This window comes from Ensifer sp. ENS03, assembly GCF_014852035.1.
In the GTDB taxonomy this organism is placed as follows: Bacteria; Pseudomonadota; Alphaproteobacteria; order Rhizobiales; family Rhizobiaceae; genus Ensifer; species Ensifer adhaerens.
Map to the genome: position 1 here is coordinate 1 of NZ_JACVAV010000007.1, position 22,677 is coordinate 22,677.

General features: G+C 62.9%; 21 protein-coding genes. 10 read left to right on the plus strand and 11 right to left on the minus strand.

The features are described from left to right. Positions 1-222: 222 nt before the first annotated feature. Positions 223-693 (minus strand): hypothetical protein, encoded by a 471-nt coding sequence (locus IB263_RS22205; RefSeq protein WP_192439015.1) that lies wholly within the window; start codon positions 691-693, stop codon positions 223-225. A gap of 298 nt (positions 694-991) precedes the next feature. Here IB263_RS22205 and IB263_RS22210 point away from each other — a divergent pair, with 298 nt between their 5' ends. The 3 genes from IB263_RS22210 to IB263_RS22220 all read left to right on the plus strand — a co-directional run bounded on the left by IB263_RS22210 (position 992) and on the right by IB263_RS22220 (position 3,075). After that, positions 992-1,612 (plus strand): helix-turn-helix domain-containing protein, encoded by a 621-nt coding sequence (locus tag IB263_RS22210; RefSeq protein WP_034791373.1) that lies wholly within the window; start codon positions 992-994, stop codon positions 1,610-1,612. 11 nt (positions 1,613-1,623) lie between these two features. Further along, positions 1,624-2,421 (plus strand): SRPBCC domain-containing protein, encoded by a 798-nt coding sequence (locus IB263_RS22215; RefSeq protein WP_192439016.1) that lies wholly within the window; start codon positions 1,624-1,626, stop codon positions 2,419-2,421. Positions 2,422-2,652: 231 nt separating this feature from the next. After that, positions 2,653-3,075: a DUF4864 domain-containing protein gene (locus IB263_RS22220; RefSeq protein WP_192439017.1), complete on the plus strand. Its 423-nt coding sequence runs from the start codon at positions 2,653-2,655 to the stop codon at positions 3,073-3,075. 22 nt (positions 3,076-3,097) lie between these two features. On the opposite strand, the gene tgt is transcribed toward IB263_RS22220, so the two are convergent. The 5 genes from tgt to coaD all read right to left on the minus strand — a co-directional run bounded on the left by tgt (position 3,098) and on the right by coaD (position 7,019). Further along, positions 3,098-4,228, minus strand: coding sequence for a tRNA guanosine(34) transglycosylase Tgt (tgt, locus tag IB263_RS22225; protein ID WP_034791366.1), 1,131 nt, complete (start codon positions 4,226-4,228; stop codon positions 3,098-3,100). Further along, on the minus strand, positions 4,229-5,311 hold the full coding sequence (gene queA, locus IB263_RS22230; protein ID WP_060582135.1) for a tRNA preQ1(34) S-adenosylmethionine ribosyltransferase-isomerase QueA: 1,083 nt from the start codon (positions 5,309-5,311) through the stop codon (positions 4,229-4,231). Positions 5,312-5,384: 73 nt separating this feature from the next. Next, positions 5,385-5,894, minus strand: coding sequence for a peptidylprolyl isomerase (locus tag IB263_RS22235; protein ID WP_034791362.1), 510 nt, complete (start codon positions 5,892-5,894; stop codon positions 5,385-5,387). Between the two features lie 22 nt (positions 5,895-5,916). After that, complete coding sequence (locus tag IB263_RS22240) at positions 5,917-6,489, minus strand: peptidylprolyl isomerase (RefSeq protein ID WP_112975380.1); 573 nt, start codon at positions 6,487-6,489, stop codon at positions 5,917-5,919. 35 nt (positions 6,490-6,524) lie between these two features. Beyond that, positions 6,525-7,019, minus strand: coding sequence for a pantetheine-phosphate adenylyltransferase (gene coaD, locus IB263_RS22245; protein WP_060517145.1), 495 nt, complete (start codon positions 7,017-7,019; stop codon positions 6,525-6,527). Between the two features lie 360 nt (positions 7,020-7,379). Here coaD and IB263_RS34500 point away from each other — a divergent pair, with 360 nt between their 5' ends. Further along, the gene (locus tag IB263_RS34500; RefSeq protein ID WP_255380878.1) at positions 7,380-7,508 is read left to right on the plus strand and encodes a hypothetical protein; all 129 of its coding nucleotides are present in this window, start codon (positions 7,380-7,382) and stop codon (positions 7,506-7,508) included. A 133-nt stretch (positions 7,509-7,641) separates the two neighbouring features. Here the strand turns inward: IB263_RS34500 and IB263_RS22250 are convergent, their stop codons facing one another. From IB263_RS22250 to IB263_RS22260, 3 genes are all read right to left on the minus strand, one after another. After that, entirely contained in the window at positions 7,642-9,051 is a 1,410-nt protein-coding gene (locus tag IB263_RS22250) for an MATE family efflux transporter (protein WP_192439018.1), read from the minus strand. A gap of 142 nt (positions 9,052-9,193) precedes the next feature. Continuing rightward, positions 9,194-10,507: a TCR/Tet family MFS transporter gene (locus tag IB263_RS22255; RefSeq protein ID WP_060517141.1), complete on the minus strand. Its 1,314-nt coding sequence runs from the start codon at positions 10,505-10,507 to the stop codon at positions 9,194-9,196. A gap of 166 nt (positions 10,508-10,673) precedes the next feature. Next, complete coding sequence (locus tag IB263_RS22260) at positions 10,674-11,582, minus strand: LysR family transcriptional regulator (protein ID WP_192439019.1); 909 nt, start codon at positions 11,580-11,582, stop codon at positions 10,674-10,676. Between the two features lie 121 nt (positions 11,583-11,703). Here IB263_RS22260 and IB263_RS22265 point away from each other — a divergent pair, with 121 nt between their 5' ends. Beyond that, positions 11,704-12,696: an aldo/keto reductase gene (locus IB263_RS22265; RefSeq protein WP_192439020.1), complete on the plus strand. Its 993-nt coding sequence runs from the start codon at positions 11,704-11,706 to the stop codon at positions 12,694-12,696. 61 nt (positions 12,697-12,757) lie between these two features. Here the strand turns inward: IB263_RS22265 and IB263_RS22270 are convergent, their stop codons facing one another. Continuing rightward, complete coding sequence (locus tag IB263_RS22270; RefSeq protein ID WP_034791344.1) at positions 12,758-13,696, minus strand: neutral zinc metallopeptidase; 939 nt, start codon at positions 13,694-13,696, stop codon at positions 12,758-12,760. Positions 13,697-13,976: 280 nt separating this feature from the next. On the opposite strand from IB263_RS22270, the gene IB263_RS22275 reads away from it, so the two are divergent. The 3 genes from IB263_RS22275 to IB263_RS22285 all read left to right on the plus strand — a co-directional run bounded on the left by IB263_RS22275 (position 13,977) and on the right by IB263_RS22285 (position 19,185). Next, positions 13,977-15,005, plus strand: coding sequence for a zinc-dependent alcohol dehydrogenase family protein (locus tag IB263_RS22275; RefSeq protein ID WP_192439021.1), 1,029 nt, complete (start codon positions 13,977-13,979; stop codon positions 15,003-15,005). A gap of 218 nt (positions 15,006-15,223) precedes the next feature. Continuing rightward, a complete protein-coding gene (carB, locus tag IB263_RS22280) occupies positions 15,224-18,715 on the plus strand; it encodes a carbamoyl-phosphate synthase large subunit (RefSeq protein ID WP_034791307.1) in 3,492 nt (1,163 codons plus the stop codon). Positions 18,716-18,849: 134 nt separating this feature from the next. After that, on the plus strand, positions 18,850-19,185 hold the full coding sequence (locus IB263_RS22285; protein ID WP_051659217.1) for a hypothetical protein: 336 nt from the start codon (positions 18,850-18,852) through the stop codon (positions 19,183-19,185). Between the two features lie 53 nt (positions 19,186-19,238). Here IB263_RS22285 and IB263_RS22290 read toward each other — a convergent pair whose 3' ends face one another. Next, positions 19,239-20,732, minus strand: coding sequence for an MFS transporter (locus IB263_RS22290; RefSeq protein ID WP_192439022.1), 1,494 nt, complete (start codon positions 20,730-20,732; stop codon positions 19,239-19,241). A gap of 293 nt (positions 20,733-21,025) precedes the next feature. On the opposite strand from IB263_RS22290, the gene greA reads away from it, so the two are divergent. Together greA and IB263_RS22300 are read left to right on the plus strand one after the other, a co-directional pair. Further along, the gene (gene greA / locus IB263_RS22295; protein WP_034791305.1) at positions 21,026-21,502 is read left to right on the plus strand and encodes a transcription elongation factor GreA; all 477 of its coding nucleotides are present in this window, start codon (positions 21,026-21,028) and stop codon (positions 21,500-21,502) included. Positions 21,503-21,589: 87 nt separating this feature from the next. Then, a complete protein-coding gene (locus tag IB263_RS22300) occupies positions 21,590-22,648 on the plus strand; it encodes a glycosyltransferase family 4 protein (protein ID WP_060517133.1) in 1,059 nt (352 codons plus the stop codon). Positions 22,649-22,677 lie beyond the last annotated feature (29 nt).

Below are 22,677 nucleotides of genomic sequence, written 5' to 3' on the forward strand. Positions count from 1 at the left end.
ACCCACCCCGATCTGATCTTGCAACCGGATCAGCCGGTCAGATCGGGGCTGGTCGTCGTGCCGTAGGGCAGCTCAAATTGACATTTTAACTTTGCGCCAAAGCGGACAGTTCAACTTGGCTGCCACATTCATGTGGTCGGGCGGGTTCAAGGATGACATGCGCCCCTCTCTCCAACGTTTGCGCAAAGCGCGCCCTCGTCACTTGCGGCACGCCCCTGGCGCTCAAGCCGTCCCAAACGCGGCACGCTCTTCCATGTAGGCCAATGGATCAGGTTTGTCTTTCATCATCGTCTTTCGCCAGGCTTCCTGCTCGGCGTTGATCAGCGCCAATTCCCAAACACAGGCAATGGCCGGTCTCCTTGCAGCATCCATCGGCTCAGAAGCCGTATAGAGCTTCCGATAATTGCGCTGACACAGAACCGAACCTTGTATCCACCAGTGAGCCGAGATGGAGATGCCGAGGCTGCAGGGATGGACGATGACAAAGCCGAGGCCATTGCTATCGCCCCCAGCCGCCACGCACGGAATGACGTCCTGTCGGACGAATGACTGAGCCAGCGTAACCATCGCGTCATCGATGTGTCTGCCATCGGCGGCAACGCCATAGGCTTTGAGCTTGAGACCGCCGATGTTCCAGTCGCCCAGGGTGGAAACATCACGTGGGCGGTAAATCTCGATCGTTCCGGTATTCATCGGCGCGCTTCCATCGATACATTGCCTCCCGCTACCTTGGGTGGTGACATTCAGAGAAAACGACGACCTGCCAAGCGGTCGGCAAACGTTAGCGTCGCGTCGCGTGGAGAAGCTCAACCGGGAACCTAACCCGGCTCAGCGCCTTTCCGCATGGCTGGTTCCATTGGGCGAGCCTGAATGGTTGGAAGGCTCCGCATAGCTGAGGTCGTGCATGTCAGCGGGCACTCGGCATTCCCCTACCCGCATTAGGTGCAATCATCGCCTTGACAAAAAAATCTGTCAAGGCGATGATTGCACCATGCTCGATCTCGATGTCATAGACGCGCCGGCCGCCGCCGCACTTGCCCTGGAGCCGATCAAGGCCCGCTTGCTGGCGGAACTTGCCGCGCCGGCATCGGCTGCCGCGCTGGCTGTGCGGGTGGGGCTGACGCGCCAGAAGGTCAACTACCATCTGCGTGCGCTCGAAGAGCACAAACTGATAGAACCGGCAGAGCAACGCCGCTGGGGCGGGTTGACCGAGCGCCTGATGGTCGCAACCGCCACGTCCTATGTAGTTTCGCCGGCGGCGCTGGGGCCGATTGCTGCCGACCCCGGGCGGAGCAGCGATCGCCTGTCTGCGAGCTATCTGGTCGCACTGGCGGCCCGCATGGTCCGTGAGGTCGGCGGACTGCTGCGCAGCGCCCGCACGCAGGACAAGCGCCTGGCGACGCTGTCGATCGACACCGTGATCAACTTTCGTTCGCCTGCGGAGCGCGCCGCCTTTACCGCCGATCTCGCCCAGGCGGTGAGCGCGCTCGCCGCGCGCTACCACGATGAAGGTGCGCCGGACGCCCGGCCGCACCGGCTCATCATCGCCTCCTACCCTGCGCCGAGCGACGAGAGCGCAGCCAAGGGAGAACCCGACGACACCAACTCCTGAAAGGATATCCCATGCCGATCAAGAAGGATGGCAGCGGAAAGCGCTGGGTTGAAATGGAACTGATCGTGCCCGGCTCGCCCGAAGAGGTCTGGCAGGCGATCGCAACCGGCAGCGGCAACAATGCCTGGTTCACCAAGACGGAAATCGATGAGCGGGTCGGAGGCAAGATCGCCTTCGACTTCGGTCCGAACGGCAGCTCGACCGGCGAGGTGACGCATTGGGAGCCGCCTGCCCGCTTTGCCTATGTGGAACGCGAGTGGAGCGAGGGCGCGCCGCCGGTCGCAACCGAAATCACCGTCACGGCGCGTTCCGGCGATCGCTGCGTGCTGCGCATGGTGCATTCGCTGTTCACAGCGAACGACGACTGGGACGACCAGTTGGAAGGCTTCGAGGGCGGATGGCCGGCGTTCTTCGAGATCCTGAAGATCTATCTCGCACATTTCGCCGGCGAGAAGGCGGTCAGCAGCTTCGCCATGGTTTCAACCGGGGAACCGCAGGCAAGAGTCTGGGAACGCCTGACCGAAGCGCTGGGACTTCTCGGCGCCAATGTCGGCGAGGAGCGCAGCACGCCACCACGGCCCGAACGCCTTGCCGGCATCGTCGAACGGGTGCAGCAGGACACCAAGCAACGCTATCTGCTGCTGCGCCTGAAGGAACCCGGCGCCGGCATCGCGCTCTTCGGAAGCTACTCGACCGGCGAAGGCACCAATGCCAGCATCGCGCTCTATCACTATGGAGACGGTGCCAAGGCGCGCGCGAAAGGCAGCGAGCCGAAATGGCAGGAATGGATGGCGACAACGTTCAACTAGATCGCCCATTGGCAGCGGGCGCTTCGCCGCCGCCAGCCTGCGCACGCCATTACGCGGACATCACCAACTTATGATATCTGATATCTGACTTTCATATCGCCAGGCAACAAATTGAATTAACACGATTTACATAGACAAATCTGAGCGATTATCTGAAGCTGCCACCAAAGCTCCTGTTTCCAAAAGCCGCGACTGTCCTATGGTCTTTCATTGCGGCTATGGAGATCGGCGATGTTCAGGAGCTTTGCGATTGCCCTCGGTTTGGTGGCACAACTGGCAGCCGCGACTGCGGCTTGCGCGGAGGAACCCGTCGATACGGCGCGAACGATCATACGGGAACAGATCACTGCCTTTCTGCAGGATGATGCGGAGACCGCCTACTCCTTCGCTTCACCCACGATCCGCGGCAAGTTTCCCGATAAGACAAGCTTCTTCGAGATGGTGAAGCGCGGCTACCAGCCCGTCTACCGGCCTGGCAACTTTGCTTTTGGTCGATCGAAGGTGGTTGGCGATCAGGTGCTGCAGGAAGTTCTGATCTCGGCGCCAGACGGCAAGGACTGGACCGCAGTCTACGAACTCGTGAAACAGCCGGATGGCAGCTACAAGATCAACGGCGTGATGATTTTGCAGTCGGCGTCGGGACCGGCCATCTGAGACACCGGTCCGCTGGCGGCCATCAGACCGGGGGAAGGTCCCCTCGCCGCCAGGTTTCCTGCGTTTCGGCCATGAAGTCAGCGAAGCGACCTTCTTCGATCGCCAGGCGAATTCCGGCCATCAGTTCCTGATAGTAGGCCAGATTGTTCCAGCTGAGCAGCATGCCGCCGAGCGATTCGTTCGAGCGGATCAGATGGTGCAGATAGGCACGCGAATAGTCGCGCGTCGCAGGGCAAGAGGATTGCTCGTCGAGCGGGCGCATGTCTTCGGCGTGACGGGCATTGCGCAGGTTGATGCGGCCGTGGCGCGTGAACGCGAGGCCGTGGCGTCCCGAGCGGGTCGGCATCACGCAGTCGAACATGTCGATGCCCTCGGCGACCGACCGCAGGATGTCGTCTGGCGTACCGACGCCCATCAGGTAACGGGGCTTGTCCACCGGCATGATCGGGCAGGTAATGTCGAGCATGCGCAGCATTACCTCCTGCGGCTCGCCGACGGCGAGACCGCCCACCGCATAGCCCTTGAGATCGAGGCCCTTCAGCGCTTCAGCCGAGCGTTCGCGCAGCTTCGGGATATCGCCGCCCTGCACGATACCGAACATCGCCTTGCCCGGCTGGTCGCCGAAGGCGACCTTGCAGCGCTCGGCCCAACGCAGCGACATTTCCATCGCGCGCTCGATTTCCTTTGGCTCGGCCGGCAGCGCCACGCATTCGTCGAGCTGCATCTGGATGTCGCTGTCGAGCAAGCCTTGAATCTCGATCGAGCGCTCCGGCGACATATGGAAGAGCGCGCCATCGACGTGGCTCTTGAAGGTGACGCCCTGCTCGTCGAGCTTGCGAAGGCCCGCCAGCGACATGACCTGGAAGCCGCCCGAATCCGTCAGGATCGGGCCCTGCCAGCGGATCAGGCCATGCAGACCGCCGAGCCGCGCGACGCGTTCGGCGCCTGGGCGCAGCATCAGGTGGTAGGTATTGCCGAGAATGATGTCGGCGCCAAGATCCTTCACCTGGTCGAGATACATCGCCTTGACCGTGCCGACGGTACCGACGGGCATGAAGGCCGGTGTGCGGATCGTGCCGCGCGGCATGGACACTTCGCCGCGACGGGCCTTGCCGTCGGTCTTGTGTAGCTTGAACTGGAAGGTCTCGGTCATTTAGTCTTTCCGGAAAAGCAGGCTGGCGTCGCCATAGGAATAGAAGCGGTACCCGGTTTCGATCGCGTGCGCGTAGGCCGCGCGCATCGTGTCCAGGCCGCTGAAGGCCGAAACCAGCATGAACAGCGTTGATTTCGGCAGATGGAAATTGGTCATCAGCATGTCCACCGCGCGGAAGCGGTAGCCGGGCGTGATGAAGATACCCGTCGGACCGGACCAGGACTTGACCGTGCCGTCTTCCGAGGTGGCGCTTTCGATCAACCGCAGCGAGGTCGTGCCGACGCAGACGATGCGCCCGCCCCTCGCCTTGACGGCGTTCAGCCTCTCGGCGGTCCGGGCATCGACGTGGCCGATCTCCTGGTGCATCACGTGGTCGTCGGTATCATCAGCCTTGACCGGCAGGAACGTGCCCGCACCCACATGCAGCGTCACGAAGTGGCGCTCGATGCCGGCCTCGTCGAGCTTGGCGAAAAGACGGTCGGTGAAATGCAGACCGGCGGTCGGCGCCGCAACGGCGCCCTCCTCTCGGGCATACATGGTCTGGTAGTCGGCGCGGTCCTGCGCATCCTCGGCGCGCTTGGAGGCGATGTAAGGCGGCAAGGGAATGTGGCCGACCGCCATGATCGCCTCGTCAAGCGAGGGACCCGAGAGATCGAAGCGCAGCGTCACTTCGCCGGCATCGCCCTTTTCCTCGACGGTCGCGTCGAGCGTTCCGAGAAAGCAGCTTGAGCCACCGTGGCCGAAGGCAATGCGGTCGCCGACCTTGAGGCGTCGTGCCGGGCGGGCGAAAGCCTTCCAGCGGTCGGGTGCGACCCGCATATGCAGCGTCAGCGAAACTTGCGTCGCGATCTCCTCGCCGCGGCGGCGGATGCCTTCGAGCTGCGCCGGGATCACCTTGGTGTCGTTGAAGACAAGCGCGTCGCCTTCCCTCAGGAACGACGGCAGGTCGAGCACGCCCCTGTCCGCAAGAACGTCGGCGCCATCGGGGCGCACCACGAGCATACGGGCGCTGTCGCGCGGGCTTGCGGGCCGAAGCGCAATCGAAGTTTCCGGGAGGTCGAAGTCGAACAGGTCTACGCGCATTGTTATCTTCAGACAAAAGCAAACCCGCCCCGGCGCAGTTGGCGACCGGGGCGGGTTCGTGCATTAGCGCAAATCAGGCGTCTGCGGCAACCCGCATCGTGACGATCGTATCGGGATCGCGCACCGGCTCGCCGCGCTTGATCTTGTCGATGTTGTCCATGCCTTCGATGACCTGGCCCCAGACAGAGTACTGCTTGTTGAGCCACGGCGCGTCGGTGAAGCAGATGAAGAACTGCGAGTTGGCCGAGTTCGGCATCTGGCTACGGGCCATCGAGCACGTGCCGCGAACGTGGCTGACGTTCGAGAATTCGGCCTTCAGGTCCGGCTTTGAGGAGCCGCCCATGCCGGCGCGGGCCGGGTTGAAGTGCTCGCCGCCGGTCTTGCCGTACTGCACGTCGCCGGTCTGGGCCATGAAGTCCTCGATCACGCGGTGGAATACCACGCCGTCATAGGCGCCTTCGCGGGCCAGTTCCTTGATGCGGGCGACATGCCCCGGAGCGACGTCGGGCAGAAGCTCGATGACGACTTTGCCCTTGGTGGTCTCCAGGATGATCGTGTTTTCCGGATCCTTGATCTCGGCCATGGGTTTTCTCCTTCTGTTGATTTTACTTGCCGACCTTGACGCTGATCATGCGGTCGGGATCGGTGACGGAGCCGTTGTTGGCGTCGTCGCCGAGCTTGATCTTATCGACATTCTCCATGCCGGAGACGACCTTGCCGACGACCGTGTACTGGCCGTTGAGGAAGTCGCCCGGGGCGAACATGATGAAGAACTGCGAATTCGCGCTGTTCGGGTCCTGCGAGCGGGCCATGCCGACCGTGCCGCGTTCAAACGGGACTTCGGAGAACTCTGCCGGGACGTCCGGACGCGACGAACCGCCGGTGCCGGCAGCCTGCGGCTGGTAGCCGTTTTCCATGTCGCCATACTGCACGTCGCCGGTCTGGGCCATGAAGCCCTTGATCACGCGGTGGAAAGCGACGTTGTCGTATTCACCGGCCGCGGCCAGCGCCTTGATCTGCTCGACATGCTTCGGCGCGATGTCAGGCCTGAGTTCGACGACGACCGGACCATCCTTGAGCGTGATGGTGATGAAGTTGTCGGCCGCTTGCGCAAGCGCCGTGCCTGTGAAGGAGGCAAGCGCGATTGCGCCGGCAAATGCGAGGTGGAGGATTTTCATGGTTTCTCCCTGCGTGGTGAATTTGGGGCCGCCCGTCAGGTACGGCGTTTGGCCTGCAGTGCTTCGTAGACGGACTTGGGCACGAAGGCACTGACGTCGCCGCCCATGGCCGCGATCTGGCGGACCAATGTGGCCGTAATGGGCCGTGATGCCGTGCCCGCCGGCAAGAACAAGGTCTGGATATCCGGCGCCATCTGCCGGTTCATCCCGGCCATCTGCATCTCGTAGTCGAGGTCGGTGCCATCGCGAAGGCCGCGCACAAGCAGCTTTGCGCCGCGCTCCCGCGCCGCATCGACGACCAGATTGTCGAAGGAAACGACATCGATGTCGCCTGCCCTGTCCGGCAGAAATTCCTGGAGCGAGCGGCGGATGAGCTCGGCGCGTTCGTCGAAGGAGAAGAGTGGTGCTTTGCCGGGGTGGATGCCGATCGCGACGATGACTTTCGCCGCCACGTTCAGCGCCTGCACGAGCACATCGAGATGCCCGTTCGTCATCGGATCGAAGGAGCCGGGATAAAATGCCGTGGTCATCGCACCTGTTTCCGTTTGGTGAAGCCTTTTGTCACGGACGGCGACAGATCGCAAGAGTTGTACGGCCCTTGGCCCTGTTCCCTGGGAAACAGCGGGACAGAAAGAATGAATGCTAGATGAATGCCATGTTCAACGGTGCTTCACAGCAAAGACGTTAAGTGTAGTGCCAGTAACAACGGAACTTTTTTGAACGTACTGCCGTTTAGGATGCGAAAGGATTACGGCTATGGGACTTGCTCTGTTTTCGATGGCGATGTTTTTCGCGATGATCTTTGCGACGATACATGGACTGCGCAACGAGTCCCGTGACCGGCGCGAGCGCTACGCGACACAGAAAATCTTCCGTTGATGGAGGGCACTATGGCCACCCTATTCATGATCGCGGCAGCGGTCATCAGTCTCGTATTCTTGATCGACTTTGCCCGGACGATACGCGACCTCCAGCGCGATCGCCAGGGTTCGGAACGGCTCGACGGCTTTAACGTCTAGCAGTTCCAAAGCTTCGTAAAACGAAGCGTGGTAGTAAGCGGCCGTCGTTCCCTTCCCCTGAGGCGACCGCCATTGTAAGCCGGACGGCATCCCCTGCCCGTCCGGCTTTTTCTTTGCTCTTCTTCGCCCCAAGTCAGGCGCCCTTGGCGGCAGCCTTCGCCGTTATCTCGCCGAGCATCCGGAAGAAGCGCCAGTTCAACAGCACCGCGGCGGCTGCAAGCCCGAGGACGAAGCCGAACCACACGCCGATCCCGCCGAAATTGAAGGGAAAGGCAAAGAGCCAGGCGCAGACGAAGCCGATCGGCCAATAAGAAACCATCGCCAGCAGCATCGGCACCTTGGTGTCCTTCAGGCCGCGCAGCATGCCGGCGGCGATCGCCTGCATGCCATCGACGAGCTGAAACGCACCGGCAATGACAATGAGCGGAGCCGCGAAGGCAAGCACCGCCGCAGCGTCCGGACGGGCTGTGTCGAGATAAAGGGCAGCCAGTTGGCTGGGGAAGAATGCGAAGATGGCGCTGCCGACAATGGCAAAGCCGGCGCCGAGCACCAGCGAAGCGATCGCCGCGCGCCGAACGCCCAGGAGGTCACCGCGGCCATAGGCAAGCCCGACCCGCACCGTGGCGGCCTGCGCAAGCCCGAGCGGGATCATGAAGGCCATCGAGGCGAATTGCAGCGCGATGCCGTGCGCCGCAAGCTCGACCGTGCCGATCGTGCCCATCAGCAGCGAGGCGACGGTGAACAGGCTGACCTCGGCAAGGATCGTCAGCGAAATCGGAATTCCGAGAAAAACGACTTCGCGGAAGGCGACCCAGTCGGGCCGCCAGAAGCGGACGAAGAGTTCGTACTGGTTGAGCTCCGGCTTGCTCTTGATATAGCCGATCGTCAACGCCGCGCCGAGCACGGCAACGCCAAGCGCTGCGACCGCCGCACCGAAGATTCCGAGTTTCGGGAAGCCGAAGTGGCCGAAGATCAGCACGTAGCAGAGCGCGGCATTGAGCACGAGCGTCGCCAGCGTGACATAGAGAATGATCCCTGCCCTCTCCAGGCCACTTAGGAGGGCCCTCAGCACCATGAAGATGAGACCGGGGAAGATCGCCCATTGCGCGATGCGGACATATTCTCCTGCAAGGGCTGCGACCTTGGGCTGTTGGCCGGCAAATAGCAGGATCGGCTCGGCCATCCAGAGGATCGGCGCGGTCAACAGGCCGTAGAGCATCACCACCCACATGCCCATGCGCACCGAGCGGCGCACCGAAACCTTGTCGCCACGGCCGACGGCCTGTGCTGCCATCGGCACCACCGCATTGGCAAATCCGTTGCCGAAAACATAGACGGTGAAATACATCTGGGTCGCGAGGATGATCGCCGCGAGCTCGGTGGCGCCGAGCTTACCGACCATCAGGACGTCCGTCGTGTTGATCGCGAGCTGCGCAAGCTGCGCACCGATGAACGGCACGCCCAGATAGAAGCTCGCGCGATAGTGCGTCCGCCAGGAATTGTCGGTCGTCAACGGTATCGGGCTCGCATTCGCGGTCAGCATGGCAGATTCCTGGCAGTCAATGCGGCTCCGGGCCGCAACCGAAGATCGGGGGGAGGAATCCGGAAATAGAATACCGTCGGGCAAAGAGCCAGCAGCAAGGGCGAGGTTGCTCAAAGTTTCATCGATAGATCACGAAAATTGATCAATTTCCGTGCAATCGTGGCCGCTCCATCGCCTCTGGCTCGTCCGGCGCTACGGCGTCGGCCGGCCCGACATTCTCCGCGCCTTGCGGTCCGACCGCCCTGCTTCTCGGTATCTTCAGGAAGAACACGATAAGCGCGCCGACGAGGAAGCAACTGGCGAGCGCATAGGGCGCGCCGGCAAAGGCGACGGGCGCGGCAGGGCTGGTGAAATAACCGAAGGCCTGGGTGAAGATCAACGGACCGATGATCGTGGTGATGCTGCCGATGCTGGTCAGCGCGCCCTGAAGCTCGCCTTGTGCCGACGACGGCACGTGGGCCGCGGCGATACTGCGCAGCGGCGGATCGGCGAGGCTTTCGAGCGCGGTCGCGATGATCACCGCATAGATCATCCACCCCTGCCAGGCGCCGGCATAGCCGATGGCTCCGAGCGTGGTGAAGGTCAGGCCGAGCACGGCCGTGCGCCACTCCCCAAGCCGCGGCACCACGCGCGGCAGGATGACGGCCATGACGAAGGCACCGCCGATACCGAAGATCCCGAGCGAAAGTCCGATCTGCCCCTCGCTCCAGCCGTAGCGGTAGCTGGAAACGAAGGACCAGACGGCCGGATAGACCGAATGGGCAAGCCAAAAGAGAAAGAACACCAGCCCCACCCAGCCGATGCCGGGGTAATTGCGCATCTGCTTGAGGGCGCCGAGCGGGTTGGCGCGTTTCCACTCGAACCGGCGGCGGTTGGCGCTGTCGAGTGTCTCGGGCAGCAGGAATACGCCAAGGATAAAGTTGACGAAGGACAGCGCTGCCGCGCCGTAGAACGGGACCCGCGGGCCGAGTTCGCCAAGCAGACCGCCAAGCACCGGCCCGAGCGCGAAGCCGGTACCAAAGGCAATGCCGATCAGCCCGAAATTCTTGGCTCGGTTCCCGTCATGACTGATGTCGGCGATGTAGGCCGATGCCGTGCCGAAGCTGGCGCCGCTGACGCCGGCGAGTACACGACCGATGAACAGCATCCAGTAGCTGGTGGCGAGCGCGCAGATCAGGTTGTCGAGCGCGAAGGTGAAGACGGATGCGAGCAGCACCGGGCGGCGGCCGAATCGATCGCTGAGATTGCCGATCAGCGGCGCAAAGAGAAACTGCATCGCCGCATATACGAGCAGCAGCCATCCACCGTCGATCGCCGCCTCGCTGACATTGGCGCCGGTCAATTCCTCGAGATAGGCCGGCAGCACCGGCACGATGATTGCGATGCCGATGATATCGAGAAACAGGATGAGGAAGACGAGGAACAGGCCGCGTCGCACAAATTTCTCGTCGCGCATGCGATCCCTCCCCGGCGGCCTGCCCCGGGAAAAGAGACAGAACGTGAACAACGCTACCAATTTAGGTGTAACGGATCATTTCGCACGAAACAATCCGTGAACGTCCCAAATTTTCTGATGGGACTATCGCAATGGTTGATAGGTCGGGCCGCTTACAGCCCATGCCTCAGCGGTGGTCCCGCCGCTGTTCGCGCTTCAGGAAGTCCACGAAGGCACGCAACGCCGCCGGCATATGCTTGCGGCTTGCATAATAGAGAAGCGGACCGGAGAAGCTCGTCGTCCACGCCTCAAGGATGAGCATCAGGCGCCCTGCGGCGACCGCGGGCGCGATGAATTCCTCGAAGGTCCGGATCACGCCAAGGCCGTCGATGGCCGCCCCGAGTTCGAGATCGATCGTGTTGGCGGTGACGACGGCTGGCGGCGCGATCGTCAGCGCCGCCTCGCCCTCGCCGAACTCCCAGGGAAGCGAGAAGCCGCTGGCGAAGCGGTGGCGAATGCAGGCGTGTTCAAGCAGGTCGCGCGGATGGCCGGGCACGCCGCGCCTTGCGAGATAATCCGGCGCCGCGGCGGTGACATAACGCTGGCGGCTCGGCCCGATCGGGATCGCGATCATGTCGCGCTCGACGCGTTCCTCGTAGCGGACGCCCGCATCGAAACCGGCAGCGAGGACATCGACGAAACCGTCCTCCGCCGTCACCTCCAGGGAAATTGCCGGGTGCTCGCGCAAGAACCGGCCGATGATCGGTGGTAGAATTTCGCGCGCGACGATGGTCGGAACGTTCAGTTTTAGCGTTCCCGCCGGACTGTCGCGCATCTCGTTGACCTGATCGAGCGCACCGGCGATCTCGCCGAGGGCCGGCGTCAGCCGATCGAGCAGCCGCGTGCCTGCCTCCGTCAGGGTAACGCTGCGGGTCGTGCGGTTGAGCAGGCGCACCTGCAGCTTCGCTTCAAGGCGGCGGAGCGCCTCGCTCAGCGCCGACGCGGAAACGCCGCGCTTCTTCGCAGCCGCGCGGAAGCTCCGCGCCGCGGCCACTGCGGTGAAGGCATCGAGATCGGCAAGCGGCAAGTCGCTCATTGTGCGGAATTTCGTACAAGTCGTTCGATTGAGATCGGATTATCGCACGGCATCGGACGAAGTAAACAGGAGACCGAGCAAACGGCCGGCTGGTTTTCGGCCTTGTCGAAGGAGAACGAAGATGGATTACGTTTCACTCGGAAAGTCCGGTCCCTCGGTTTCGGCGCTCGGCCTCGGTTGCATGGGCATGTCCGGCATGTACGGCCCTGCGGACCTGGCCGAAAGCATCGCCACGATCCATGCAGCGCTGGAAGCCGGCATCACGCTGCTCGACACCGGCGATTTCTACGGCATGGGTCACAACGAGATGCTGATCGGCGAAGCGTTGAAGGGCGGAAGGCGCGACAGGGCGCTGCTGAGCGTGAAGTTCGGCGCCCTGCGCGATGCCGCCGGCAACTGGTTGGGCTACGATTGCCGGCCCAAGGCCGTTCGCAATTTTCTCGCCTACACGCTGCAGAGGCTCGGCGTCGACCATATCGACATCTATCGTCCCGCCCGGCTCGACCCGGATGTGCCGATCGAGGACACCATTGGCGCAATCGCCGATCTGGTGAAGGCGGGTTACGTCAGGCATGTCGGCCTCTCGGAAGTCGGATCAGAAACCATCCGGCGTGCGGCGGCCGTGCATCCGATCGTCGACCTGCAGATCGAGTATTCGCTGATTTCGCGCGGCATCGAGGATGAAATCCTGCCGACCTGCCGCGAACTCGGTATCGGCATCACCGCCTACGGCGTCCTTTCACGCGGGCTGATCAGCGGCCATTGGCAGAAAGGCGCGGCCGGCAAGGGCGATTTCCGCGCCATGAGCCCGCGGTTTCAGGAAGGCAACATCGATCGAAACCTCGCCCTCGTCGAGGCTTTGAGACGAATCGCCGAAGGCAAGGGCGTGTCGGTGGCACAGATCGCGATCGCTTGGGTTGCGGCCAAGGGCAAGGACATCGTGCCGCTCGTCGGCGCGCGGCGGCGCGATCGACTGGCAGAGGCCCTGTCGTCGCGCGACGTCCATCTCAGCGCAGACGATCTGGCGGTGATCGAACAGTCAGTGCCGAAGAATGCGGCAGCCGGCGCGCGGTATCCAGAAGCCCAGCTCGCCCACATGGACAGCGAGCGCTAAGCCACAAACGAAAGGGCCGGCAGACAAGCCGGCCCTTTCGAATGATTCTGGTTCAAAGAAATCAGGCCGCGCCCGAGAAAGTATCACAGGCCGTCATCTTGCCGCTGTCGAAGCCGCGCTTGAACCAGCGCATGCGCTGCTCGGAGGTCCCGTGATTGAAGCTCTCGGGAACGACATAGCCCTGCATGCGCTTCTGCAGCGTATCATCGCCGATCTGGGTGGCCGCGTTCAGCGCCTCTTCAAGGTCGCCCTGTTCGAGCAGGCCCTTCTGCTGGGTATACTTGCCCCAGACACCGGCGAAGCAATCGGCCTGCAGTTCGACGCGCACCGACATCTGGTTGGCTTCGGTCTCGCTCATCGACTGGCGCATCTGGTTGAACTTCGGCAGAACGCCGATCAGGTTCTGGACATGATGGCCGACCTCATGCGCGACGACATAGGCCTGGGCGAAATCGCCGGCCGCATCGAACTTCTGCGCGAGTTCGTCGAAGAAGCTCATGTCGAGATAGACCTTGCGGTCGCCCGGGCAATAGAACGGCCCGGAGGCAGCCGAAGCAAAGCCGCAGGCAGAACGCACCTGGCCACGGAAAAGCACCATCTTCGGCTCTTCATACTGCTGGCCGTTTGCCTGGAAGATGCCGTTCCAGGTGTCTTCAGTCTCGGCGAGCACCGTCGCCATGAACTGCTTCATTTCCTCTTCCTGAGCGGATCCGCGCGGTGCCGGCGAACCATCGCTCTGCTCGAAGCCCGGCATCTGCACCTGGCCGCCGCCGCCTTCCAGCACCTGCAGCATGTCGATGCCCATGGCCTTGAGAATGAAATAGAGCACGACGAGGAAGATAATCGTACCGAAGCTCATACCGCCTCCGGCGCGCCGCATGCCGCCGCCACCGCCTGGCATGCGGAAACCGCCCCCGCGCCCAAACGGGTTGCCGCCACCGGGGCTCGCGCCGCGCTGGTCTTCGATATTGTCGGATTGGCGGCGGCCCTTCCATTCCATGATCTATCCTCCCCGGCCTCTGAAAGGCGTTGTCGGTCTGCTCTTTTATAAGACGGCCCGAACGTCGATGTAAAACGCAATCGCGCCCCGTAAGTTCGCGATCTCACCAATCTTTTTGACAAGGCGACCACTGCGCCAAGGCGCAGCCGGGCAGCCGGGCAGCCGGGCAGCCGGGCCGCCGGCCCGACCGGCCGCCCTCTCTTGAACAGCCGCGCTCGCCTTGACGCAAACCTGCTTTGCGGCTCCTATGCCCATGCGGACAGGGCGAGGAGGCAGGGCGATGAAGGCATTGCGGCTCGAAGGAATCGGTCAGCTGCGGGTCGCAGAAGTGCCAAAGCCCCTACCCGGCCCGGACGATCTGCTGGTGCGGGTCGAAGCCTGCGGCATCTGCGGCACGGACCGGCATCTGCTGCACGGCGAATTCCCCTCGACCCCGCCGGTGACGCTCGGCCACGAATTCTGCGGCATCGTCGAGGCGGTGGGAAGCAGGGTCTCCGATATCGCAATCGGCGCGAGAATCACCGGCGACCCCAACATCGCTTGCGGTATCTGTCCGCAATGTACCGCGGGGCGCATCAATCTCTGCCGCAATCTCCGGGCGATCGGCATCCATCGTGATGGTGGTTTTGCCGAGTACGTGGTTATGCCCCGCAAGCAGGCCCATGACATACCACTGAGCCTCGACCCCGTTCATGGCGCCTTCTGCGAGCCGCTCGCCTGCTGCCTGCATGGCGTGGATATGGCGGGCATTCGCGCCGGCTCCTCCGTCGTCGTCCTTGGCGGCGGTGTGATCGGCCTACTGGTCGTGCAGCTCGTCCGCCTCGCCGGCGCAACGACGGTCATTCTTTCCACACGACAGGCGGCAAAGCGCCGTCTTGCCGAAGAGGTCGGCGCAACGGCGACGATCGATCCTTCCTCTGCCGATATCATCGAACAGATCGCCGGTGACACCGGGCTCGTTCCCGGCGGGGTCGATGTCGTCATCGAATGCGCCGGCGTTGCCGAAACCGTCACGCAGTCGACTCGCCTTGCCAGGTCCGGTGGCACCGTCGTGATCCTCGGCGTCATGCCGAAGGGCGAGACCGTGGAAATCGAACCGTTCGACATTCTCTTTCGCGAACTGCGGGTGCTCGGATCCTTCATCAACCCCTTCGTCCACCGCCGTGCAGCAGACCTCGTCGCCTCGGGCGCCATCGAGATCGACAAGCTGATTTCGCGGCAAGTGACGCTCGGCGAAGCAGCCGACGTCATTGCGCATCCGCCGGCGGCCGGAGAGGTCAAGGTTCTCGTCATCCCCGGCCGCCCCTGACATTCCCGGCGCTGTTTCGCCGCGCGCGAAGCGCGCTGCATGGCCGGAGGTGCGCAAATATGGCTGGTTCCTGTCGATTCCGGAATTTTCGGGGTTTCGCTTGCAGAAACATTTGCCTATAAGCCGCTTCTAGCCTGAAAAGACCCATCAATGCGTGCCCGGCCGGTGACCTCCCACCTCGGCCGGTTTTTCGCGCAGCTAGAAACGGATGATCGACCATGCCGAAGCGCCAAGATATCAAGTCCATTCTTATCATCGGCGCGGGGCCGATCGTCATCGGTCAGGCTTGCGAATTCGACTATTCCGGCACCCAGGCCTGTAAGGCGCTGAAGGAGGAAGGCTACCGCGTCATCCTCGTCAACTCCAACCCGGCGACGATCATGACCGACCCGGGTCTGGCCGACGCAACCTATGTCGAGCCGATCACCCCTGAAGTCGTCGCCAAGATCATCGCCAAGGAGCGCCCGGACGCGCTGCTGCCGACCATGGGCGGCCAGACCGCGCTCAACACGGCGCTCTCGCTGCGCCGCATGGGCGTTCTCGACCGCTACAATGTCGAGATGATCGGCGCCAAGCCGGACGCCATCGACAAGGCCGAAGACCGCGCCCTCTTCCGCGAAGCCATGGCGAAGATCGGCCTCGAAACGCCGAAGTCGCGGCTGGCGAATGCCACCGACATCAAGGACCATGACCGCAAGACGCACGAGGCCGAGCGCGCCGAACTGAAGAGCCGGCTTTCCGGCGCCGAGCTCGACAAGGCGCTCGATGACCTCGAGAACCAGTGGAACCTTGGCGAAGGCGACCGCAAGCAGCGCTACATGAACCACGCGATGGCGATTGCCGCGCAGGCGCTTGACGATGTTGGCCTGCCCGCCATCATCCGTCCGTCCTTCACGCTCGGCGGTACCGGCGGCGGCATTGCTTATAACCGCACGGAATTCTTCGACATCGTCGGCAGCGGTCTCGATGCGTCGCCGACCACCGAAGTGCTGATCGAAGAATCGGTGCTCGGCTGGAAGGAGTACGAGATGGAAGTGGTCCGCGACACGGCGGACAACTGCATCATCATCTGCTCGATCGAAAACATCGACCCGATGGGCGTGCACACCGGTGATTCGATCACCGTTGCGCCGGCGCTGACGCTGACCGATAAAGAATATCAGATCATGCGCAACGCCTCGATCGCGGTTCTGCGCGAGATCGGCGTCGAGACCGGCGGCTCGAACGTGCAGTTCGCCGTCAATCCGAAGGACGGCCGTCTCGTCGTCATCGAAATGAACCCGCGCGTGTCGCGCTCGTCGGCCCTCGCCTCCAAGGCGACCGGCTTCCCGATTGCCAAGATCGCGGCGAAGCTTGCGATCGGTTACACCCTCGACGAACTCGACAACGACATCACCGGCGGCGCGACCCCGGCCTCGTTCGAACCGTCGATCGACTACGTCGTCACCAAGATCCCGCGCTTCGCCTTTGAAAAGTTCCCGGGCGCATCGCCGGTTCTGACCACCGCCATGAAGTCGGTCGGCGAAGTCATGGCGATCGGCCGTACCTTTGCCGAATCGCTGCAGAAGGCGCTGCGCGGCCTCGAGACCGGCCTTACCGGCCTCGACGAAATCGAAATCCCCGACATGGACGAGAACGGCGATGGCCGTAACGCCATTCGTGCGGCGATCGGCACGCCGACGCCGGACCGACTGCGCATGGTTGCGCAGGCGCTGCGCTTTGGCATGAGCGAAGCCGAGGTTCACGAGGCGAGCAAGATCGACCCATGGTTCATCGCCCAGTTCAAGGCGATCGTCGACATGGAAGCACGCATCCGCGAGCACGGCCTGCCTGCTGATGCCGAGAACCTGCGCATGCTGAAGGCGATGGGCTTCTCCGACGCCCGCCTGGCAACGCTCGGCGGCAAGCGCCCGAAGGAAGTGGCGGAACTGCGCAATGCGCTTAATGTCCGCCCGGTCTACAAGCGCATCGACACCTGCGCTGCCGAATTCGCCTCGCCGACCGCCTACATGTACTCGACCTACGAAACGCCTTTCGTCGGTGCCGCCCGCTCGGAAGCTGAAGTGTCCGACCGCAAGAAGGTCGTCATTCTCGGCGGCGGTCCGAACCGCATCGGTCAGGGCATCGAGTTCGACTATTGCTGCTGCCACGCCGCCTTCGCGCTGAAGGATGCCGGCTACGAAGCGATCATGATCAACTGCAACCCGGAAACGGTCTCGACCGACTACGACACCTCCGACCGCCTCTACTTCGAGCCGCTGACGGCCGAAGATGTAATTGAGATCATGCGCGCCGAGCAGGAAAAGGGCGAACTCGTCGGCGTCATCGTCCAGTTCGGTGGCCAGACGCCGCTGAAGCTCGCCGAAGCGCTGGAAAAGAACGGCATCCCGATCCTCGGCACGGCACCCGACGCGATCGACCTTGCCGAAGACCGCGACCGCTTCCAGAAGCTTCTGATGAAGCTCGACCTCAACCAGCCGAACAATGGCATTGCCTACTCGGTCGAGCAGGCCCGCCTCGTCGCTGCCGAAATCGGCTTCCCGCTGGTCGTGCGCCCGTCCTACGTTCTCGGCGGCCGCGCCATGCAGATCATCCATTCGGAAAGCATGCTGCAGAGCTACCTGCTCGACACGGTTCCGGGCCTCGTTCCTGAGGACATCAAGCAGCGCTATCCGAACGACAAGACCGGCCAGATCAACACGCTGCTCGGCAAGAACCCGCTGCTCTTCGACAGCTACCTGACCAACGCCACGGAAGTCGACGTGGACTGCCTGTGCGACGGCAAGGATGTCTTCGTCTCGGGCATTATGGAGCATATCGAGGAAGCCGGCATCCACTCGGGCGACAGCGCCTGCTCGCTGCCGGTACACACGCTCGACAAGGACATGGTCGACGAACTCGAGCGCCAGACGGCAGCCCTTGCCAAGGCGCTCAATGTCGGCGGCCTGATGAACGTGCAGTTCGCGATCAAGGACGGCACGATCTACGTGCTCGAAGTCAACCCGCGCGCTTCGCGTACCGTACCCTTCGTCGCCAAGACGATCGGTGCACCGATCGCGAAGATCGCGGCCCGCGTCATGACCGGCGAAGCGCTCGATGTCGCGATCGCCGCCTATGGCGAAAAGCCGGATCCGCGCAACCTCAAGCACATCGCGGTCAAGGAAGCAGTCTTCCCGTTCGCACGTTTCCCCGGCGTCGATACGCTGCTTGGCCCGGAAATGCGCTCGACCGGCGAAGTCATCGGTCTCGACACCGACTATGCACTGGCCTTTGCCAAGTCGCAGCTCGGCGCCGGCGTCGACCTGCCGCGCGATGGAACAGTGTTCGTTTCGGTGCGCGACGAGGACAAGACCCGGGTGTTGCCGGCAATCCGCATCCTCGTCGACATCGGCTTCAAGGTCATGGCGACCAGCGGCACGGCTCGATTCCTCGGTGAACACGGCATTGCCGCCACCAAGATCAACAAGGTTCAGGAAGGTCGTCCGCACGTCGAGGATGCGATCCGCAACCGTCACGTTCAGCTCGTCATCAACACGACGGACGGCAACAAGGCGATCTCGGACTCCAAGTCGCTGCGCCGCGCCACGCTGATGCAAAAGGTGCCCTACTACACCACCATGTCCGGTGCTGAAGCGGCTGCGCACGCAATCAAGGCTCTGAAGGCAGGCAGCCTCGAAGTGCGCCCGCTGCAGAGCTACTTCAAGGCCTAAGAAAGACCGCGGCGCGCGAAACCCTCGCGCGCCGCCGCCATCCCCGAGGGTGTGATGCGCTTCAACAGCCCGCCCCTCCGCTGAACGCCGCATGAACGACCGGTTCAGCCTGCATTCCCCCGGCACATGTTTCTATGACCCTGCGCACTGAGAGATCGGCGGCTTCGCCGGTGGGCGCGACATGGGGCAAGATCGTGCAACTCTATTTCTTTGATTTGCTGTGGGGCGACGAGCACTTCGTCGATGAAGACGGTATCAGCCATTTCGACGAGGGATCGGCCCTCTATTACGGCCAGCGGATCGCAGACAAGATCGGCCGCGATGCCGATTATGGTTCGCTGAAGGTCCAGGTCCGTTCCAGCAACCGCAGGCTGCTGGCAACAATCGTGCCCTCCATCGGCCGCGGCGCCGAACAGCGGGCTCTGCTTGCCCGCCGCCAGGTCGGCGCCTCTCTCTACGCTGCAGCCTGAAGCAGCGCCACGAGCAAAGCGCAGGAACATCCATCCTGCGCTTGATCACACTGTTAGTCTGCCGCCAGGGCCTCGGCAGCAGTTCTGCCCCGATCACGACGCGCGTGGCTCGCTGCGAGCCGCACGGTTCTGACGCCCAGATACAGAGAAGCCGTGGAGATCAGGAACGCGACGACGAAAACCGTGAACAAGGCGGCGTGCATCGTGGCAACGTTCGCCTTCTCGTCGAAACCGCGAAGATTGGCCGTCAGCCCGCAGATCGCCGCGCCGATCGCATAACCGGCCGACTGCAACGTCGGCAGAAACGCTGAGGTCTTGTCCCGCTCTCCTCGCAAGGAGACGTCCATCATCAGCTGGCTGAGCGTGCCCCACGACATGCCGAACCCGGCCCCGACCGCGATCTGGCTCGGGAAGACCAGCCGGTAATCGTCGATCGCGAAGGCGATCATCAGACCGGCAAGCCCGAGGCTGAGAAGCGCAGGTCCCGCAGGGATGAGCTTCACGCGCAGAGCGTGCGAGTGCAGGCTTGCAACGGCGATAGCGGTCACACTCCAGGAGATCGCCATCAATGCCGCCGAAAAACCGGCGGCCGTGGGGCTGAAATTCCAGACATGTTGCAGGCCATAAATGAGGTACACCGAGCCGGACGCTTGAGCGAGGGGCATCAGCAGCACGACCCAAAGTCCGGTGCCGAGCGGTTTTGTGAGCTGAAAGGCGCCCGCGGGCAGGATCGGATGCTCCGCCCGACGGTCGGTTGCGACGGCCGCCCAGAGGATGGTCAGCGCCGTCGCCAGCGCCGCCGCCATCAAGGGGACGCTGCTCGCCGTATTTGAGACCGATATCAGCAATATGCCGGAACCGACCACGGTCAGCCGCAGCAGCGGGATTGGACGAGGCGTGTCGGTCGATGGCACCTTGCGTGCCGGTACGATCAGCAGAACGAGCGCAACGAAGATGACGGTTGCGGGAACGTTGACGGCGAAAGCCACCCGCCATGACCAGTGTTCCGTCAGGAATCCGGACACGAGTGGCCCGCCAAAGGCCGCCGTTGCCCAGACGATGGCCTCGGCTCCGAATACCTTTGGGACCAGGCGCGGCGGGAAGAGTTCGGGAATCAGCGCGTAGCAGACCGCAGCAATGATCCCCTCGCCGAATCCCTGAAACACGCGACCGGCGAGGACCTGCGGCATGCTGCCGGCGGCGGTCGCGATGAGGGTGCCGACGACAAAGATGAGCGCGGCCGTAATCAGCGTCCCGCGTGCGCCGAACCTTGACTTGAGCGTGGCGGCAACAGCGCCGCCAAGAATGGCAAAGACGAGATAGAGCGTGACGGCCCAGGACAACAGCGTAGCGCCGCCGATCTCTTCGACGGCTGTGGGCAGCGCGGTCGCTACGAAAAACTCGTTGAATGCGAACAACGCGACCCCGAGGCAAAGGGCAGCCGTCGTCGCCAGATAGTCCGGCCGCAACAGTTCGCTCCAGCGGCCGTCCTCCTGAAGTGCGGTATTGCCCCCGCCTGCCTTGGTTTCGTCCCTCGCCAGAACCATGCCCAACGTTCCTCGCTGCTATCTCTTCGGAACACCTTTGTTACGACCTCAACCGCGGTTGAGGTAAAGCGCTTTCTGCGTAGCTTGCCACCCCATCGCTTCCCCCACAAGTTGCAGTCGCCTCTCAGGGTTCGGTGGATGATGGCGAAATATCTGGCTTTCGCGCTTCCGTTTCTGCTATAACCAAGGTTCGAAGTTTCGGACGGTTCCGGCGTTTACGCGCCGGAGACCGTTTTCTTTTGCGTTGGCGCCGCCCTAAGGGCGGCGCCTCGTGCTTGATGAAGGACATTGAAATGGTCGAAAAAGTGCCGATGACACAGGGCGGATTCGTCAACCTGCAGGAGGAGCTGCGCTGGCGCCAGCAGGAAGAACGACCGCGAATCATCGAGGCGATTGCCGAAGCCCGTGCACATGGCGACCTGTCGGAAAATGCCGAGTACCACGCTGCCAAGGAAGCGCAGAGCCACAACGAGGGCCGGATCACCGAGCTCGAAGACTTGATCGCCCGCGCGGAAGTCATTGATCTCTCGAAGATGTCCGGTTCCAAGATCAAGTTCGGCGCCAAGGTCAAACTCGTCGACGAAGACACTGAAGAAGAAAAGACCTACCAGATCGTTGGCGACCAGGAAGCCGACGTGAAGGCTGGCCGCATTTCGATCTCGTCGCCGATCGCGCGCGCGCTCATCGGCAAGGAAGTCGGCGATTCCATCGAAGTGAACGCGCCTGGCGGTTCCAAGGCCTACGAAATTCTCGCCGTCAACTGGGGCTAATCAGCCCTAGCCAAGGGGCGAAGCCTGCCTTCGCCCCGTTTCTCCTTTTCAAAAGACGATCGTTGCTCGCGCAAGGAGTGCGCTTTCGTGGCCGATATCCGGAACGTCGAGGTCATCGCTCCCAATTTCAAGCGTCGCCTCTCGGGCGTGACGTCCACCATCATCCAGTTAATTCCGATCCAGCGCGCGCTCGGCGAAAAGATCGCCGTGCTTGGCCCGGGCTTGCCTGACACCCTGCCCTCGATCCGCTTCCGCGATCTATTGCGCCTGTGGAGCGCACCGGACGGACGGCCCTGCCGGGTCTGGCATGCGCGCCGCAATGTCGAAATGCTGCCGGCGATCGTGCTGCGCGACCTTCTCGGCATGAAGCTGAGGATCGTCTTCACCTCCGCATCGCAGCGCCGCCACACCGGCTGGAGCAAGTTTCTGATTTCGCGCATGGACGCGGTAATCGCGACCAGCGGCAAGACCGCCGCCTATCTGCAAGTGCCGAACACGGTGATCCTGCACGGCATAGATACCAAGCGCTTCCAGCCGCCGGTTGACACAGCGGCAGCCAAAGCTGCGCTCGGGCTCGACCCCAACCAAAAATACGTCGGCTGCTTCGGGCGGGTGCGTAAGCAGAAGGGCACGGATCTCTTCGTCGACAGCATGATTGCGCTTCTGCCGTGCCGGCCCGGCTGGAGTGCCATCGTCGCCGGTCGCGCCACCGGCCCGCACGTCGCCTTCGAGAACGAATTGAAAGGGCGGGTCGCAAAGGCCGGGCTCACCGACCGCATCCGTTTCGTTGGCGAACACACCAACATTCCGGACTGGTATCGTGGGCTCGATCTCTTCATCGCGCCGCAGCGCTGGGAAGGTTTCGGGCTGACGCCGCTCGAAGCGATGGCGACAGGCGTGCCCGTTATCGCAACCGACGTCGGCGCGTTTTCGGAACTGGTCGTCGTCGGAGAGCAGGAAACCGGCGCCGTGATCGCCGCCAACGATCTACAGGCCATGGTCGAGGCAACGGCTGGCTTCATGGACGATGATCATCGCCGGACCTTGGCTGGCGCGAACGGTCTGGGGCTGACCCGCGCATCCTTTGCGATAGAGGGCGAGGCCCGCGCGATCAACGCGGTCTATGAACGCCTGATGCGTCCCTGACAGGCTGCCACCGCGTGGCAGCCTCGCAC

Coding starts and splice junctions, on each gene's coding strand:
- IB263_RS22205 (WP_192439015.1), bottom strand. CDS start 693: ATGAATACCGGAACGATCGAGATTTACCGCCCACGTGATGTTTCCACC.
- IB263_RS22210 (WP_034791373.1), top strand. CDS start 992: ATGCTCGATCTCGATGTCATAGACGCGCCGGCCGCCGCCGCACTTGCC.
- IB263_RS22215 (WP_192439016.1), top strand. CDS start 1,624: ATGCCGATCAAGAAGGATGGCAGCGGAAAGCGCTGGGTTGAAATGGAA.
- IB263_RS22220 (WP_192439017.1), top strand. CDS start 2,653: ATGTTCAGGAGCTTTGCGATTGCCCTCGGTTTGGTGGCACAACTGGCA.
- tgt (WP_034791366.1), bottom strand. CDS start 4,228: ATGACCGAGACCTTCCAGTTCAAGCTACACAAGACCGACGGCAAGGCC.
- queA (WP_060582135.1), bottom strand. CDS start 5,311: ATGCGCGTAGACCTGTTCGACTTCGACCTCCCGGAAACTTCGATTGCG.
- IB263_RS22235 (WP_034791362.1), bottom strand. CDS start 5,894: ATGGCCGAGATCAAGGATCCGGAAAACACGATCATCCTGGAGACCACC.
- IB263_RS22240 (WP_112975380.1), bottom strand. CDS start 6,489: ATGAAAATCCTCCACCTCGCATTTGCCGGCGCAATCGCGCTTGCCTCC.
- coaD (WP_060517145.1), bottom strand. CDS start 7,019: ATGACCACGGCATTTTATCCCGGCTCCTTCGATCCGATGACGAACGGG.
- IB263_RS34500 (WP_255380878.1), top strand. CDS start 7,380: ATGGCCACCCTATTCATGATCGCGGCAGCGGTCATCAGTCTCGTATTC.
- IB263_RS22250 (WP_192439018.1), bottom strand. CDS start 9,051: ATGCTGACCGCGAATGCGAGCCCGATACCGTTGACGACCGACAATTCC.
- IB263_RS22255 (WP_060517141.1), bottom strand. CDS start 10,507: ATGCGCGACGAGAAATTTGTGCGACGCGGCCTGTTCCTCGTCTTCCTC.
- IB263_RS22260 (WP_192439019.1), bottom strand. CDS start 11,582: ATGAGCGACTTGCCGCTTGCCGATCTCGATGCCTTCACCGCAGTGGCC.
- IB263_RS22265 (WP_192439020.1), top strand. CDS start 11,704: ATGGATTACGTTTCACTCGGAAAGTCCGGTCCCTCGGTTTCGGCGCTC.
- IB263_RS22270 (WP_034791344.1), bottom strand. CDS start 13,696: ATGGAATGGAAGGGCCGCCGCCAATCCGACAATATCGAAGACCAGCGC.
- IB263_RS22275 (WP_192439021.1), top strand. CDS start 13,977: ATGAAGGCATTGCGGCTCGAAGGAATCGGTCAGCTGCGGGTCGCAGAA.
- carB (WP_034791307.1), top strand. CDS start 15,224: ATGCCGAAGCGCCAAGATATCAAGTCCATTCTTATCATCGGCGCGGGG.
- IB263_RS22285 (WP_051659217.1), top strand. CDS start 18,850: ATGACCCTGCGCACTGAGAGATCGGCGGCTTCGCCGGTGGGCGCGACA.
- IB263_RS22290 (WP_192439022.1), bottom strand. CDS start 20,732: ATGGTTCTGGCGAGGGACGAAACCAAGGCAGGCGGGGGCAATACCGCA.
- greA (WP_034791305.1), top strand. CDS start 21,026: ATGGTCGAAAAAGTGCCGATGACACAGGGCGGATTCGTCAACCTGCAG.